At 71.2% G+C, this 15181-nt stretch carries 16 protein-coding genes; 4 read left to right on the top strand and 12 right to left on the bottom strand.

Annotated elements, in window-relative coordinates; all coding sequences use genetic code 11:
* Positions 1–77 precede the first annotated feature (77 nt).
* The 3 genes from OGH68_RS20895 to OGH68_RS20905 all read right to left on the bottom strand — a co-directional run bounded on the left by OGH68_RS20895 (position 78) and on the right by OGH68_RS20905 (position 3283).
* On the bottom strand, positions 78–1334 hold the full coding sequence (locus tag OGH68_RS20895; protein WP_264246179.1) for a DUF2637 domain-containing protein: 1257 nt from the start codon (positions 1332–1334) through the stop codon (positions 78–80).
* A gap of 177 nt (positions 1335–1511) precedes the next feature.
* Positions 1512–2225 (bottom strand): DUF3558 domain-containing protein, encoded by a 714-nt coding sequence (locus tag OGH68_RS20900; RefSeq protein ID WP_264246180.1) that lies wholly within the window; start codon positions 2223–2225, stop codon positions 1512–1514.
* 176 nt (positions 2226–2401) lie between these two features.
* Positions 2402–3283, bottom strand: coding sequence for a DUF3558 domain-containing protein (locus OGH68_RS20905; RefSeq protein WP_264246181.1), 882 nt, complete (start codon positions 3281–3283; stop codon positions 2402–2404).
* Positions 3284–3469: 186 nt separating this feature from the next.
* On the opposite strand from OGH68_RS20905, the gene OGH68_RS20910 reads away from it, so the two are divergent.
* Positions 3470–4663, top strand: coding sequence for an RtcB family protein (locus tag OGH68_RS20910; RefSeq protein ID WP_264246183.1), 1194 nt, complete (start codon positions 3470–3472; stop codon positions 4661–4663).
* Positions 4664–4750: 87 nt separating this feature from the next.
* On the opposite strand, the gene OGH68_RS20915 is transcribed toward OGH68_RS20910, so the two are convergent.
* Entirely contained in the window at positions 4751–5290 is a 540-nt protein-coding gene (locus tag OGH68_RS20915; protein WP_264246185.1) for a GNAT family N-acetyltransferase, read from the bottom strand.
* Complete coding sequence (locus OGH68_RS20920) at positions 5290–6054, bottom strand: SDR family oxidoreductase (RefSeq protein WP_264246187.1); 765 nt, start codon at positions 6052–6054, stop codon at positions 5290–5292. The genes OGH68_RS20915 and OGH68_RS20920 overlap by 1 nt, the downstream gene beginning before the upstream one ends.
* A gap of 121 nt (positions 6055–6175) precedes the next feature.
* Here OGH68_RS20920 and OGH68_RS20925 point away from each other — a divergent pair, with 121 nt between their 5' ends.
* Positions 6176–6661, top strand: a complete 486-nt coding sequence (locus OGH68_RS20925) for a hypothetical protein (RefSeq protein ID WP_264246189.1) — start codon at positions 6176–6178, stop codon at positions 6659–6661.
* A 28-nt stretch (positions 6662–6689) separates the two neighbouring features.
* On the opposite strand, the gene OGH68_RS20930 is transcribed toward OGH68_RS20925, so the two are convergent.
* Positions 6690–8162 carry an FAD-dependent monooxygenase gene (locus OGH68_RS20930; protein ID WP_264246192.1) on the bottom strand — a complete coding sequence of 491 codons (1473 nt, stop codon included), beginning with the start codon at positions 8160–8162 and terminating at the stop codon, positions 6690–6692.
* 149 nt (positions 8163–8311) lie between these two features.
* Here OGH68_RS20930 and OGH68_RS20935 point away from each other — a divergent pair, with 149 nt between their 5' ends.
* Positions 8312–8920 carry a TetR family transcriptional regulator gene (locus tag OGH68_RS20935; protein WP_264246194.1) on the top strand — a complete coding sequence of 203 codons (609 nt, stop codon included), beginning with the start codon at positions 8312–8314 and terminating at the stop codon, positions 8918–8920.
* 39 nt (positions 8921–8959) lie between these two features.
* On the opposite strand, the gene OGH68_RS20940 is transcribed toward OGH68_RS20935, so the two are convergent.
* From OGH68_RS20940 to OGH68_RS20950, 3 genes are all read right to left on the bottom strand, one after another.
* Complete coding sequence (locus OGH68_RS20940) at positions 8960–9685, bottom strand: Mut7-C ubiquitin/RNAse domain-containing protein (protein ID WP_264246196.1); 726 nt, start codon at positions 9683–9685, stop codon at positions 8960–8962.
* Positions 9686–9941: 256 nt separating this feature from the next.
* The gene (locus tag OGH68_RS20945; protein WP_264246198.1) at positions 9942–10475 is read right to left on the bottom strand and encodes a GNAT family N-acetyltransferase; all 534 of its coding nucleotides are present in this window, start codon (positions 10473–10475) and stop codon (positions 9942–9944) included.
* A 41-nt stretch (positions 10476–10516) separates the two neighbouring features.
* Complete coding sequence (locus tag OGH68_RS20950) at positions 10517–11416, bottom strand: helix-turn-helix domain-containing protein (RefSeq protein WP_264246200.1); 900 nt, start codon at positions 11414–11416, stop codon at positions 10517–10519.
* A gap of 74 nt (positions 11417–11490) precedes the next feature.
* On the opposite strand from OGH68_RS20950, the gene OGH68_RS20955 reads away from it, so the two are divergent.
* A complete protein-coding gene (locus OGH68_RS20955; RefSeq protein WP_264246202.1) occupies positions 11491–12072 on the top strand; it encodes a TIGR03086 family metal-binding protein in 582 nt (193 codons plus the stop codon).
* A gap of 284 nt (positions 12073–12356) precedes the next feature.
* On the opposite strand, the gene OGH68_RS20960 is transcribed toward OGH68_RS20955, so the two are convergent.
* The 3 genes from OGH68_RS20960 to OGH68_RS20970 all read right to left on the bottom strand — a co-directional run bounded on the left by OGH68_RS20960 (position 12357) and on the right by OGH68_RS20970 (position 15052).
* Positions 12357–13097 (bottom strand): MerR family transcriptional regulator, encoded by a 741-nt coding sequence (locus OGH68_RS20960; RefSeq protein WP_264246204.1) that lies wholly within the window; start codon positions 13095–13097, stop codon positions 12357–12359.
* 37 nt (positions 13098–13134) lie between these two features.
* Entirely contained in the window at positions 13135–14049 is a 915-nt protein-coding gene (locus OGH68_RS20965; RefSeq protein ID WP_264246206.1) for an alpha/beta fold hydrolase, read from the bottom strand.
* Between the two features lie 127 nt (positions 14050–14176).
* Positions 14177–15052 (bottom strand): glycosyltransferase family 2 protein, encoded by an 876-nt coding sequence (locus tag OGH68_RS20970; RefSeq protein WP_264246208.1) that lies wholly within the window; start codon positions 15050–15052, stop codon positions 14177–14179.
* Positions 15053–15181: the final 129 nt, after the last annotated feature.

Here is a 15181-nt window from a genome sequence, read left to right on the forward strand (position 1 = left end):
CGCCGGCCGCCGACGCCGGCGCCGACCGCCGACGTGACCGTCGACCCCGACTCCGGGCATGCGCGGCGCTGCCGGTCCTACGCGATGTGGTCGTCCATCAGCTCACCGTTGAGACGGGCGGTGAACCGGTCCATGTACTGGTTCAGGTCGCGCGACTGGAGGCGAAGCCCGTACGCGGCCTCGACATTCCCGGCGAAGGCACCGGGCGTCGGCATGCCCTCACCCTCTATCGAGTGCCGGAACACCTGGTACAGCTCGTCGTCCGACGGCGCCGCTTCCTTCACGCCCTCACCCAACGGCCGCGTACCGCCCGCTCCGTTGGGCACCTGGAACTGCGGCTCCGGCGCCTGCACCCCGACCGGCGCCTGAGCCTCGGCCGGTGCCTGGACCCCGGCCGGTGCCGGCTCGGGCTCCGGACGGCGTGGCTGCGGCACCGGGATCTGCTGCGGCTGCTCGTCGTACCAGGCCTGATGCTCCTGCGGGGGGTCGTAGACGGGCAGTTCGTAGTTCGGGTCGTACTCGCCGTGGTACTCCGCCTTCGAAGGTGTGGCGAACCACTGGCTCGGCGCCTCCTCGGGGACCACGGCCGGCTCCTCGGCCCGGGCCGCCCTGGACTCCAGCTCCGGCTGCGCCGGGGCCGGCGGCAGCAGCACCGGCTCGATGCCCGCGGCCGCCAGACCTGCCGGAGCGGTCTCCGCCAGCGGCACGCCGAACTTCGCGAGCCGCAGCGGCATCAGCGCCTCGACCGGGGCCTTGCGCCGCCACGACCGTCCGAAACGGGCCTGCAGCCGGGCCTGGTAGATCAGCCGGTCCTGCTCGAGCTTGATCACCTGCTCGTAGCTGCGCAGCTCCCACAGCTTCATCCGCCGCCACAGCTTGAACGTCGGGACGGGCGAGAGCAGCCAGCGGGTGAGGCGCACGCCCTCCATGTGCTTGTCGGCCGTGATGTCGGCGATCCGGCCGACCGCGTGCCTGGCCGCCTCGACGGCGACCACGAAGAGGATCGGGATCACCGCGTGCATCCCGACGCCGAGCGGGTCGGGCCAGGCCGCGGCACCGTTGAACGCGATCGTCGCGAACGTCAGCAGCCAGGCCGTCTGACGCAGCAGCGGAAACGGTATGCGCATCCACGTCAGCAGCAGGTCCAGCGCCAGCAGGACGCAGATGCCCGCGTCGATGCCGATGGGGAAGACGAGCGAGAAGCTGCCGAAGCCTTTCTGCTCGGCGAGTTCGCGCACGGCGGCGTACGATCCGGCGAAGCCGATCGCGGCGATGACCAACGCACCCGCGACCACCACGCCGATGAGTATTCGGTGCGTACGTGTCAGCTGCATCGCGGCCACCCGCGACCCTCCCCAATTCCTGAACCGGATTCCGAACCGGCTTCCGAACGGGATCCCGTGCGGGGTCCCGAACCGGATCCCGGGCAGGATTCCCGAACCGGCGGGCACAGCCTGGCACATGCCACCGGAGCCGGACCGCCCGGGCTCCCGGCGTTACGCACTTGTGTACTACTTGTTGGCGGTCGCGACCGAGGCCACGGCCTCCTTCGCGGCCTTCACGGCGCCCTTCGTGATGTCGGACGTCGAGGGGTTCTTCGCCCCGGCATATCCCGTGCCGTTGTAGGTGAGCGTGACCACGCCGTTCTCGGTGCGGGCCACGACTGTCGCGTAAGTGAAGTCCTCGCCCGTCTTGCGCAGCTTGTAGGTGACCGTCGTCGCCTCGTCACCGATGCCGGCGGCCGGGGAGGTCTTGACGTCCTTGGCGCCCTCGCTGGCCTGGGCCTTCGCGATCTCCTTGTCGTACGACTCCTCGGCGCGCTGTTCGGCGCTCACCGCGAGGGTGGCGTCGGACTCGTAGCGGAGGAACGAGACATCGAGCCAGCGGTACTGCGAGCCCTTCACCCCGTTGTCGTCCAGGCCGTTCCAGGAGCAGCTGCCGCGCCGTGAGATGTCCGACGACTTGCCCTCCGTCCCGCTCTTGGACTTCGCGGAGGGCACCAGGTCCTCGATCGTCTTCTCGCCGATCGAGTCGCACGGCTCCGGCAGCTTGCCGAACGTGGCGGGAGCGACGGTCGGGGACTTCTTCGCCTCGGGGGTAGGGGAGGCGGTGGCTGAGTCCTTGGACTTGCTGTCGGAGTCCGACGAGCAGCCTGCGACGACGAGCATCACCGGGACGGCGGCGCAGGCGAGTATGCGGGTGAGTCGCGGGGCTGAACGGTGCATGGTTCCTTCAGTCGGTCGGTCGGTCAGTCAGTCGGAGAGCCGGCTGCTCGGTCGGTCGACGGTCGATCGTCGGTCGTCGTCGATCGGTCCGGCGAGGGCCACCGTACGCGGACGCATCACCGCGACGGGCCGGACCGGCCGAAGGGGACGGACGGGCGGGCGGCCGCGGAGTCCGTTCACTCGTCGAACTGCTCCGCCAGCTTCCTGGCCAGACTCTGCGCCTTGTCCTGCAGTTCCTTGCTGTCGGGGACCTTGGTCGACAGGGCCGGCTGCTCGCCGTAGACCACGGTGACGATCACGTTCGATGTGCGGAACACCACGCTCACGGTGCGGCGCTGCGCCGTGGAACCGGCACGGCCGAGCACATCGTCGATGAACGCGGCGTCGCCGAGTCCCTCCACCACCCGCGGCTCGAGTCCCGTCGTGGCGGGGGCGCCGGAGGACGGGCCCGCGGGCGTGGCCGACGTGGCGGAATCGGCCGCCGTGTCCGTCGAGGCGCCGGGACGTGCGGTGCCGTCCGTCTCGCCGCCGCCGGCGGGGCTCATGGTGGCCGACGGCGAGCCGTCGTCCCCCTCGGCCCTCTCCTCGCCGGAGGGCTCCTCCGGGGGCGCGGTCGCGATCGGGACGGAGGCGGACGACTGCTTCTTCGCGAAGACCTCCTGCGCACGGGCGTCGTCGCTGACGGCCGGGTCGTAGGAGACGACCCGCTCGAAGTCGACCCGGAGCTTGTGCGAGGCGTTCGGAGAGTCCCCCTGCCAGCTGCAGGCGACCCGACGGTCCGTGTCGTAGGTGACGCCCGCGGTGCCGCGCAGCACCTTCTGCTGCTGGTCCTCGGGCAGCGTCGCCGTGCCGGGCAGCAGGTCCCTGAGGGTGGAACGCTCCACGGACCCGCACGGCTCGAGGAGCGTGCGGTACTTGCCGGGAGCCGCCGCGGGGGACGCCGCCCCTTCGGCCTTGGCGTCGATGTCGGAGCCCTCGGCGCCGCTGCCGGTGGTGCAGCCGGTGACGAGCGCCGTGAGAAGCGCCGCCACGGAGGGGACATACGCCTTTCGTTGCACGCTGGGGGCTCCTTTCTGAGTCTGCTCCGTTGCTGCTGTCGGGGCGAAAACCGGTTGCCGCCCCCCGGAGGCCGATGGACACAATGTCTATCGCACACGCTGCCGCTGCCGCCGGTCTGTCGACCCTTTCGCGGCCATTGATCGCGGCTTTTGCGTTTCATGTCATTTCGGGGGAATCGAGTAGTTATGTCTTATGTGGAGATGCCGGGCGCCAAGGTCCCGATCCGTATGTGGGCCGACCCGTCGACGGTCGAGGACGTCGCGCTGCAGCAGCTGCGGAACGTGGCCACGCTGCCGTGGATCAAGGGCCTCGCCGTCATGCCGGACGTGCACTACGGCAAGGGCGCGACGGTCGGCTCCGTCATCGCGATGCACGGCGCCGTCTGCCCGGCCGCCGTCGGTGTGGACATCGGCTGCGGCATGTCGGCGGTGCGGACGTCGCTGACCGCGAACGACCTGCCGGGCGATCTCTCCCGGCTCCGCTCCAGGATCGAGCAGGCCATCCCGGTGGGGCGCGGCATGCACGACGAGATGGTGGACCCCGGCAGGGTGTTCGGCCTTTCGGCGGGCGGCTGGGACGACCTCTGGGAGCGGTTCGACACGGTCGCGGACGCGGTCAAGTTCCGCCGCGAGCGGGCGACGAAGCAGATGGGGTCGCTGGGATCGGGCAACCACTTCGTGGAAGTGTGTGTTGATACATCCGGTTCTGTCTGGCTGATGCTGCACTCCGGTTCGCGGAACATCGGCAAGGAGCTCGCCGAGTACCACATCGGTGAGGCGCAGAAGCTGTCGCACAACCAGGGTCTCGTCGACCGCGACCTCGCCGTGTTCATCTCCGACACCCCGCAGATGGCCGCCTATCGCAACGACCTCTTCTGGGCGCAGGAGTACGCGAAGTACAACCGCGCCGTCATGATGGGGCTTCTCAAGGAAGTGGTCCGCAAGGAGTTCAGGAAGGCCAAGGTCACCTTCGAGCAGGAGATCAGCTGCCACCACAACTACGTGGCGGAGGAGCGGTACGAGGGCATGGACCTGCTGGTCACCCGTAAGGGCGCGATCCGTGCCGGCAGCGGCGACTTCGGGATCATCCCGGGCTCGATGGGCACCGGCTCCTACATCGTGAAGGGGCTCGGGAACGAGGCGTCCTTCAACTCCGCGTCGCACGGCGCCGGCCGCAAGATGAGCCGCAACGCGGCGAAGCGGCGCTTCTCGGCGCGGGACCTGGAGGAGCAGACGCGAGGCGTGGAGTGCCGTAAGGACTCGGGTGTCGTGGACGAGATCCCCGGTGCGTACAAGCCGATCGAGCAGGTCATCGACCAGCAGCGGGATCTGGTCGAGGTGGTCGCGAAGCTGAAGCAGGTCGTCTGTGTGAAGGGCTGAGGAGCAGTCGCCACGCCGCTCCCGGCGGGCCCCGGACCGGAACGGTCCGGGGCCTTTTTGCGCGCTCGTCCCCGGTGCGCCGGGCCCTTATGCGCCCGGGACGAGCAGGGACTTGTGAAAGAACGTGGTCGGGCGGAGCGTGCCCGAGGGGTCGGCGGCGTAGTCGGGGACGGTGCCGAGCGGGGTCCAGCCCGCTGTGCGGTAGAGCTTCTCGGCGGCGCTGCCGGTCTGGGTGTCCAGCATCAGCAGGGTGCGGCCGTCGGTGCGGGCGAACTCCTCTGCCGTGCTCAGGAGCCGGCGGGCGGTGCCGCGGCCCCGGGCGGCGCGGTGGACCAGGAGCTTGGCTATCTCGGCGCGGTGGCGGCCGTTGGGGGACGTCTCGCAGCCGAGCTGGACGGTGCCGATGAGCCGGTCGCCGTCGTGGGCGGCCCAGAGGACCACGCGGCCGTCGGTGAGGGCGGGCGCCAGGGACGCCCACCAGGCGGCGGCCTGCTCGGAGGTGAGGGACGCGGTGAAGCCCACGGAGGCTCCGTCGTCCACCGCGTCGAGGAGTAGCGCGGCGAGAGCGGGGGCCGCGGCGGGCAGGTCCCCGGCCGTGAGGCGGGTGATGGCGGGTCCGTCGGTCATCACAGCTCCCTGTGCACCTTCGAGTTGGATGCCTGAGCGCGGGGCCGGACGACGAGCAGGTCGATGTTCACGTGGGACGGGCGGGTGACGGCCCAGGTGATGGTGCCGGCCACGTCGTCGGCGGTGAGCGGCTCGGCCACGCCCGCGTAGATCTTGGCGGCCTTGTCCGTGTCGCCCCGGAAGCGGGTCGTGGCGAACTCGTCCGTCTTCACCATGCCGGGGGCGACTTCGATCACGCGGACCGGAGTGCCCACGATCTCCAGGCGAAGGGTCTCGGCGAGGACGTGCTCGCCGTGCTTGGCCGCGACGTAGCCGCCGCCGCCTTCGTAGGTGCTGAGACCGGCGGTGGAGGAGAGGATCACGACGGTGCCGTCGCCGCTCGCCGTGAGGGCGGGGAGCAGTGCCTGGGTGAGATTGAGCGTGCCGATGACGTTCACCTCGTACATGCGGCGCCAGTCGGCGGGGTCGCCGGTGGCCACCGGGTCGGCGCCGAGGGCGCCGCCGGCGTTGTTCACGAGGACGTCGCAGCGGTCGAGGGACGCGGCGAAGGAGTCGACGGCGGGGCGGTCGGTCACGTCGAGCGCGTGGGCGGAGGCCCGGTGGCCGGCGGCGGTGAGTTCGGCGGCCAGGGCCTCGATGCGGTCCTTGCGGCGGGCGGTGAGGACGACGTGGTGGCCGGCGGCGGCCAGTTGACGTCCGGTGGCCGCGCCGATGCCGCTGCTTGCTCCGGTGACGACGGCGACGGGGGGCCCAGCGGTGCTCATGCCTCAGCTCCTTGCACGTGTGATCGATGGTGATCGACGTGACGCCAGAATAGATCGGGGTGACGCGCCGGAACGGGCCGACAATCACACTTAATTGCGGACGGATAGGTATCTTCTGGCTATGTCTGTGATGCGTAGGGCGTTGCCGGCCGGGGCCGCAGCGGTGTTGTTGTTGACCGGGTCGGGGGCGGCGAGCGCCGGTGGTGACGGCCCGGCCGTCGCGCCGGAGTCCGACGTGGCCCACCACGGCCATGTCTCGCTGAGCGACGGGCGGCTCAGGATCTCGCTGACGACCCGGAACCACGGGCCGGCCCACCTCGAGGACGTGACCGTACGGCTCTCCCTGTCGGCGGCCCCGGTCGGTGCTCCGCGGCTGCCGAGCGAGTGTCTGCGTGCGGGTGAGCGGGATGTGCTCTGCGCCATGGGGCCGCTCTCGGCGGACGGCCTTGGCCGCAGCACCCGCCTGGACCTGCGGATGGCCGGTCTTCCGCAGGAGGTCGTCGTGCGGGTCGGCACGGTCTGGAACGGCGGCGCGAGCGACCGGAACACGGAGAACAACGAGCACCGGGTCCTGGCGCCGGCCACGGGCGACCGGTACGTCTTCTGACGTCGCTGACCGGGGCGGGCCGGACCGGTCATCGCGGCTCCACGTGGTCGGCGGCCCAGGCGATGTAGCCGTCGGGGCGGACCAGGACCGCGGAGCGCCGGTCCGTCGTCCAGTGGGCCCGGATGACGCGCCCGGGTGCATCCGGCGCGCCGGGCACCGGGCCGGAGGGGCCGACCAGCACGAAGTCGCCCTCGCGGAGCAGTTCGTAGAGACGCCCTTCCGCGAGCCGCAGGTCGGGGGCGCGCCGGCCGGTGAGGCGGTGGGAGCCGCGCGGCGCGCCGTAGGAGATGCCGATGCCCGAGATCATGCCCATCGCCTTGGCTGCGGCGGGCCGGACCGAGTTCAGGAAGCGGGCCGCCAGTGAGCGGGCGGCGCGCCGGATCGGGGTGTGTGCCATGGCCAGGCGCACGATGGCGCCGCTGCTGCGCAGGACCGCCGCGCCGACCGGGTGGCGCTCCGATTCGTAGGTGTCGAGCAGGGTTTCGGGGTCGGGGGTGTGGCCCTGGATGGCGGAGGCGAGTTTCCAGGACAGGTTCGCCGCGTCCTGCAGGCCGGTGTTCATGCCCTGGCCGCCTGCGGGGGAGTGGGCATGCGCCGCATCGCCGGCGAGGAAGACGCGACCCTTGCGGTACGACGGGGCCTGGCGCTCGTCGCTGTGGAAGCGGGAGATCCAGCGGGCGTCGTGCATCCCGAAGTCGGTGCCGAGGGCACGGCGGGTGATCTCGCGTACTTCGTCCAGGTCGACGGGCTCGCTGTCGGGGACCTGGCGGCTGCGGTTCCAGCCCATGACCCGGTACCAGCCGTCGCCGAACGGGGCGACGAAGGCGAAGGCGTCGCCCACGCCGTTGACCGTGAGCAGGTCCGCGGGCTCGTCGGCGAGCTTCACGTCCGCGAGCACGATGGACCTGATCACCGAGACGCCGGGGAAGGGCAGGCCGAGCGCCTTGCGCACGGTGCTGCGCACGCCGTCGGTCCCGACCGCGAAACGCGCGCGAAGGGCGGTGTGCGCGCCGGTCGCGTCCTGGACCCGGGCGGTGACCGAGGTGCCTGACTGGTCCAGGCCCGTGAGCTCCGTCCCGTGACGGAAGACGGCGCCGGCGGCCAGGGCGCGGCGCTCCAGCAGTTTCTCCACCTCGTACTGCGGGGTGATGAGGAGGAACGGGAAGCGGGAGGGCAGCCGGGACAGGTCCAGGGACAGGTGCCGGAACAGCCTCAGGCCGGTGATCGCGGTGCCCGTCTTCACCAGCTCGTCGGCCAGGCCGCGGGCATCGAGAAGCTCCAGGGTGCGGGCGTGCACACCGAAGGCGCGGGTGATGTTGCTGGTCTCGTGGGGGCGGCGCTCCAGGACCGTGACGCCGACGCCCGCGGAGGCGAGATCGCCTGCGAGCAGCATGCCGGTGGGACCGGCGCCGACGATGACGACGTCGGTGTCGAAGTCCGGCTCCGAGGCCGGGCGGTGGACGCCGGGGTCCGTGCTTCCGGTGCTGGGCGTGCCGCTCATGGCTGCCTCCTCGATCCGGGCGCTGGAAAGCCGCGCCGTCGGTCAACGATTGTGGGCTCGCGGGCCAACGCTTGTTGGTCAACGCTTGTTGGCAACGGTAGACCTGGCGGCTCTGGCGTGTCAACGGTTGTTGGCCTACAGTTGTTGGCATGACGACGGAAGCACCGACGGGGCCGCGCCGCTCCGATGCCACGCGGGCCGCGATCCTCGAAGCCGCCCGCGAGCGCTTCGCGACCGACGGGTACGAACGCGCCACCATCCGCGCGATCGCCCGCGACGCGGGGATCGACCCCTCGATGGTCATGCGCTACTACGGGAACAAAGAGGGCCTCTTCGCCGCCGCTTCCGAGTTCGACCTGCGGCTTCCGGAGTTCGGGGCCCTCCCCGCCCGGCACGCCGGTGCCGTCCTCGTCTCGCATTTCCTCGACCGCTGGGAGCAGGACGACGTGCTGATGGCACTGCTGCGTGCCGCCGTCACCCACGAGGCGGCCGCCGAGCGTGCCCGCGCGATCTTCCGCGACCAGGTGGGGCCCATAGCCGTGGCGCTCTGCCCCGACCCGGCGGAAGCGCCGCGACGGGCCGCGCTCATCGCCTCACAGATACTCGGCATGGCCATGGCCCGATATGTGCTGCGTTTCCCGCCGGCCGTGGAGATGACGCGTGAAGAGATCGTCAGCTGGCTCGCTCCGACGGTGCAGCGCTATCTGACGGAGGAGCGACCCGCAGTCCCGGCCGCGGAGCGTGCGGAGCGGCCCTGAGGTTCGACGGACGCCGGCCCTGAGGTTCGACCCGACGCCTCACGCACCGCTGGTGCGCAGGGCGTCGGCGACGATGGCCTCCAGACGGGAGTGGTGGGCACCGCGCCAGTAGACGCGGCCGCAGGCGGTGCACTGGGCGAAGACGTCATAGGTGCGCTGCGTGCCCTGCTGCAGCTGCTCCTGGACCGCGTCCTTGTCCGCGTCCTTCAGCGGACCGTTGCAGGCGGTGCAGCGCGTCCAGGGGGCCAGCGCCGGCGTGAACCGTTCCAGTACGTCCCGCAGTTGATCATCGGGACGGTCGCTGTAGACGTACGCGCCGGCCCAGATCTCCCGCCGCCGCAGCAGTCCGCGGTCGCGGGACAGCAGCACCCGCCGCTCCTTCGCGGAGAGGGTGGCGAGGGCCGGGTCGCCGATGTCCTCGTTCTCGTAGGCCGCGTCGACGCCGAGCAGGCGGAGCCGCCGGGCCAACGTGCCGAGGTGCACGTCGAGGAGGAAGCGGAGCGGAGCGCCGGGGACCTGTTGAGGGCGTTCCACGCCGCACACCTCGACGTGCTCCCCGTCGCCCGGGACGTGCGAGACCGGGACCTGATGGCCGTCGACCAGCAGCCGGCCGGCTTCCGTCAGCGGCACGCCCAGCGATTCCACGACATGGCCGAGGGTCGACGAGCCGTCCGTGGCCAGGGTCCGGCGCCCGGAGCGGTAGTCCGAGGGGACGAAAAGCCGCAGCTCGGGGGCGACCTCGATGGTGATCTCCGGTCTCTTCACGGCGCCAGCATGTCATCGGCCGCGCCGGACCGGCCAGTACTTTCCCCACTGTCGGCGCCATGCCTCCGCCGTGCCGCCGACGCCGCGCCGCCGTCCCGCGTCGCCGACGCCGCGCCGCCGTCCGGCCGACACCAGCTCGGCCCGGGCCGCCGATGCGACAACCACCCACCCCGAACCACCGGCTGCGGCGCGACTTCGCGTCCCGGGGCCCGCACGCACGTCGGCGGCCTGCCCTCCGTGCCGGCGCGCGTACCGCTCAGCCCGGTATCGGCCCGAGATCGAGGCACCAGTCGTTGGAGCGCAGCAGATTGCCCGGCGGGTACTCGAAGTCGCACTCGCCGACGAGGACGAAGCCCGCCTTCCGGCACACCGCGTTCGACGCACCGTTGGAGACGGAGGGGAAGGCGTGCAGGAAGCGGTGCCTGCGCTCGGCCCGGGCCGCCTCGACCACCGCCAGCGTCCCCGCCGTCGCGATCCCACGGCCCTGGAAGCCCGGCAGGACGCTCCAGCCCGTCTCGTAGACCTGCTCGTCCTCCCAGGTCTGCTCCCAGAAGCCGACGGTCCCGGCGGCCTCCCCGTCCCCGGTGTCCACGACGATGCGGAACATCCGACCGCGCCCTGTGGAGTCGGCGCTCATGTCGACGTACCGGCGATGGCGGGTGAGGAGCTGCTCCTCCGTCTCCGGGCCGCCGAGGTGGTTCATCAGCGCCGGGGCATTCGCCGCGCGGAGCAGGTCCAGGTCGTCCTCGGACCAGGGCTCGATCCGTACCGGGGTGTTCTTGCCGTCCATGCCCGCACTGTAGGGCGCGGGTCCGACAGCGGCCCGGCCGCCTACCGTTCGGACCTGGCGTACGCCGACGGAGGGACCCCCACGGTGGCGGTGAAGTCCCGTACGAGATGCGCCTGGTCGCTGTAGCCCAGCTCGTCGGCCAGCGCCGCCCAGTCGACGCCGCCGGCCGGTCCGCCCACGGGTCCGCCGGCCGGTCCGCCTACGAGTCCGTCTTCCGGGCTCCCTGACGGTCCGCCTGCCTGCTCCGCGCGTTCCAGCGCCTCGTGGATGCGGTAGCGCAGGATGACCCACTTGGGGCCCACCCCCACGTACGTCGCGAACAGCCGTTGCAGGGAGCGGGCCGACAGGCCCTCCGTGGCGGCGAGTCCGGCGACGCGCCGCACGGAGCGGTCGTTACGGATCCGGCTGACGAGCTCCATGGCCCGCTCCGCCTGCGGGTCGGGCTGCGGATCCAGGTCCAGCAGAAAGGTGTCCAGCGCCGCAACCCGGGCATCATCCTCCTCCGGACCGACGACCGCGCTCACGGTGGCGCGCAGAGCCGACTCGTCCGCGTCCGGCAGCAGTACGTCCCCGATGGGCAGCCGCCGGCCAGTCCAGTCGGACACCGGCCGCCGCGGGGCGAACGGCCGGAAGCCACCGGGCCGGAACTGGATCCCGCACACCCGCCCCCTCCCGGCGAGTTTCCGAGTGAACAGCTCCAGCCCGATGCCGGCGACCTCTGCCCGGGCGGGCTCGTCGCCGTACTGCTGGAAGACCACGTTCACCGACGGGTGCGGCACCACATGGGAGGCGTACGGCTCGGTCAGGTCCCAGTCGATGAGCCAGTAGTGCTCGAGGTACGGACGCAGGGCGGGCGCGGGCGCGCGGCGGCGGAAGCGCACGCGGGCGAGAAGCTCACGGGCATCCACGATGCCCCGCGTGTCACGCCGGGGGCCGGTCATGTGCCGATCCTAGGACGGCCCGGTGTCGCGTTTTTTCAATACGCGCCCCTGGCGGCCGTGCCTACGGTGGGCCCATGACGAAAAGCATCAGTGACCTGCTCGAAGCGGCGGCGGAGCGCTCTGTCCCGGTCGTGCGGAGCATCACCGACGAGCAGCTGGGCGATCCCACCCCGTGCGCCGAGTACGACGTGAAGGGACTGGCGAACCACCTCTTCCAGGTGGTGGTCAACTTCCAGGCATTGGCGGCGAAGGAGGACACCGACTTCTCCGCGGAAGCGGACTACGTCGGCCACGGCGGCTGGCGCGCCGCCTTCGCGGACGAGACGGCCGCGCTCGTGAGGGCCTGGGCGGCGCCCGGCGCGGACGAGGGCACCTCGGGCGCGATGCGGATGCCGGCCGGTGTCGTCGGCCGGATGGCTCTCGGCGATCTGACCGTGCACGCGTGGGACCTTGCCCGGGCCACCGGACAGCAGTACACACCCGACCCGGTCGTGGTCGTCGACGTGCTCGCCGCCTTCGAGCAGCTGGCCCCCACGGGCCGGAAGATGGGCGTCTTCGGTGAGCCGTTCCCCCTGCCCGGCGGCGGCGCAGGGGCATCCGACCTCGACCGTCTGCTGGCCCTGACCGGCCGGGACCCGGGGTGGCAGCGGCCGTAGGTCTGCGGGCGGCCCCGCCGGGCGGCGCCCGTCACGTCCGGGCCGGGCGTCCGGCCACGCGCTCCGGCCAGGCGCAACCGGCCACGTGCTCCGGATCAGCGCTCCGGCCAGGCCAACCGGTGTCGACGCCGCCGCCCCGACCAGCCACTGGGACACGCCGATCGCCGAGGACGGCATCGCCCACGAGCGGCCCGTCAGCGGGATCGCCACCCGACTCGCCCGGTACTACGGGGACTTTGTGAAGCCCCGGACATCGGCTGCCGGACGTGACCGGCGAGCCGGCTTCAGCTGTCGTGACCGGCGGTCCGGCGCTGCTCGGCGCGGTGGGCGAGCGCGTCGAGGATGCGCTGCCATGCCGGTGATGCCTCGTCGAAGATCCGGGAGAAGACCAGCCGCAGGTTCCCCGGCCGGCTGCGCTCCCGTTCGTGCTTGATCTCCCATGCGTCCAGCTCGTCGATGAGCCGGTCCAGGCGCGGATCCTGCGGATCCCAGTCGACAGACTGATCACAGGCGAGATACAGGCGCGTCGTCCCGGGGTCGTCGAATCTGGCGTTCTTGTCCCGTATCCGTTGCGGCATGGAACGCGGGTCCAGTGCCTGAATCAGGATCCACGAGTCGCGCTCGAGCCGTACCCTCCGTTCGCTGACCCCGAGACCGCGCATCCGGTCCAGGACGGCGACCACCTCGGGAGGCAGGACCAGCCTTTCGCCGCTCGCCAGTTCGGCGATCCGGCGGCGGTACTCGGTGAGCTGGTCGATCTTGCGCTGCAGTTCGGCGTCGATGTCGGTGATGGCCGAGGCGAATTCGGTCGGCTGTGCATGCAGCAGCGCGTCGATACGGGCCAGCGGAACACCGGCATCGGCGAGGGTCCTGATCCGGATGAGATCCACCGCGGCTTGCGCGCTGTAACAGCGGTACCCGGAGGAATCGCGCTCGGGCTCGGGCAACAGGCCGAAGTGGTGGTAGTGGCGAACGGTGCGCACGGTCACGCCGGCTGTCGCCGCGAGTTGGCTGATCGTCAGCACCGTTCACCTCTGGTCGTCGGGCCTGGTCGTGGCGAGTCTAGGGACGGGCCGCCCGGTCGACGACGTCGCGGACCGCCTGGACCACGGCATCGGGGCGGTCGAAGCAGAGCCGGTGGTGGTGGGTGTCGGAGAGGACGCGTTGTTCCCCGTGCGAGACGGCGCTCACCAGGGCGGCGTCCATTCTCGTCCTGCCGTCGTGCAGCTCTCGCAACGTCCGCTTTGACGTCGGCGCCTGCTGGGCGGGGGCAGTGCCCAACACGGTGAGAGCGACCACCGGAACGTCAGGAATGTTCGGCCCGGCCTTCAGTTCGGTGGCGAGTTCGACCAACCTGCTCCGCTCGGCGATGCCGACGCGCATCCATTCGTCGCTCGCCTTGGCATCGATCAGGGGCTTCCGCAGGTGCTCCGGGTAGGTCGCGAGCAACTCGGCGTGCATCTCGCCCAGGGCCGGGCGCATCTGTTCGAGCTGCTCCGGACCAGGTGCCATCTGTTCGGTCGCGGCCAGACCCATCGCGGGAGGCATGAAGTCGTCCCAGTCGCGGTGGAAGGCGTCCAACCAGACCAGCCCGGCCACGTCCTGCGGGTACAGCTGCGCGAACCGATGCGCGTAGGCACCGCCGAGGGAGTGCGCCACCAGAACGTACGGGGCGGCGAGGTCCTCGGCGCGCAGCAGCTCGTGCAGCTCCGTGGCGACCGCGGCGGCGGTGCGCGGCAGCGGGAGGGGATCGCTGTAGCCCGTGCCGCCGCGGTCGTACACCACGGCGGTGGTGAACTGCGAAACACCTTGCTGGACACCGAAATAGTCCAGGCCGACCGCGCCGGCGCCCGGCAGGAACACGACGGCCGGTCCGCCGCTGCCCGACCGATGCACGAAGACACGGCGGCCGTCGATCTCCTGGAACCCTCCGACCGGCGGGGCGAGCCGAGCCGGGGAAGTGCTGTTGTTCGTCATGAGACGAGGCTCCAACCTTGACGCACGGTCAAGGTCAAGCCCCGTTGCCACATCCGAAATGAAGACGGGGTTCGAAGCGCTGTCATGCCGCGAGGAGCGCGTCCCGCCGAGGTCCGGATGAGGGGCTTCAGAGGATCGGCGGGCGACCCAGCCGGGTCATACGCCAGACCGTGCGCCACTTCATCGGCTTGCGTGCGCCGCACGGCGTCCGCGCACCCTCGATGAAACCGCCCCACCACGCCTTCAGGCCCGTCAGGGACCGCGTCCGCACCATGGTGAGAAGGATCCACACGCCGAGATAGACGGGAATCAAGGGCATCGGCAGCCGGCGGCGGGCCAGCCAGACACGGTTCCGGGCGGTGAACCGGTAGTAGACCGCATGCCGGGCGGGGGACGTCCTCGGATGCTGGAGGACGAGCTCGGGTTCGTAGAGGATCTTCCATCCTGCATCGAGCGCACGCCATGCCAGATCGGACTCCTCGTGCCCGAAGAAGAACTCCGCCGGCCACAGGCCGATCTGCCGGAGCATCGGCATCGAGAAGGCATGGCCCCCTCCGAGGAAGGCGGTCACCGGACCGCGGCGCATCGGGTCGTCCGCGCGCAGCCGGGGAACCCAGCGTCGCTCCGTGTGTCCGTGTTCGTCGGCGACCCTGAAGCCGATGATCCCCAGCTTCGGGTCCTCCGCGAACAGCTGCTGGACCTTCCGGAACACGTCGTCGGCGATGAGCAGGCCGTCGTCGTCCAGCTCGACGACGACATCGACCTCGCCCGATTCGCGCAGCATCTTCAGACCGACGTTGCGGCCGCCTGGGCAGCCCAGGTTCTCCTCGAGCGGGATCTTGGTCGCGTCCGTCGCGACCTCGGTGAGGGGCGTCGCGTTGCCCACCAGCACCACCCGCGTCGCAGGGACGTCCTGCTTCTCCACCGAAGCGAGCAGAGCCTCCAGCTCCCGCGGGCGGGTGCCCATGGTCACGATGACGACTCCGATACGCGGCAACGACATAGCGGCAAACTCCAGTGGTCGGCAGAGCGCCGATGCTAGCGCCGCGCGACCTGGCCGCTTCACCGCCTCACACACGTGTTCGCGACGTGTTGCCCGGGCCCGGCCGGCGGTCCGCCCGGCCGGCGTCCG

This window comes from Streptomyces peucetius (assembly GCF_025854275.1).
GTDB classification, from domain to species: Bacteria; Actinomycetota; Actinomycetes; order Streptomycetales; family Streptomycetaceae; genus Streptomyces; species Streptomyces peucetius_A.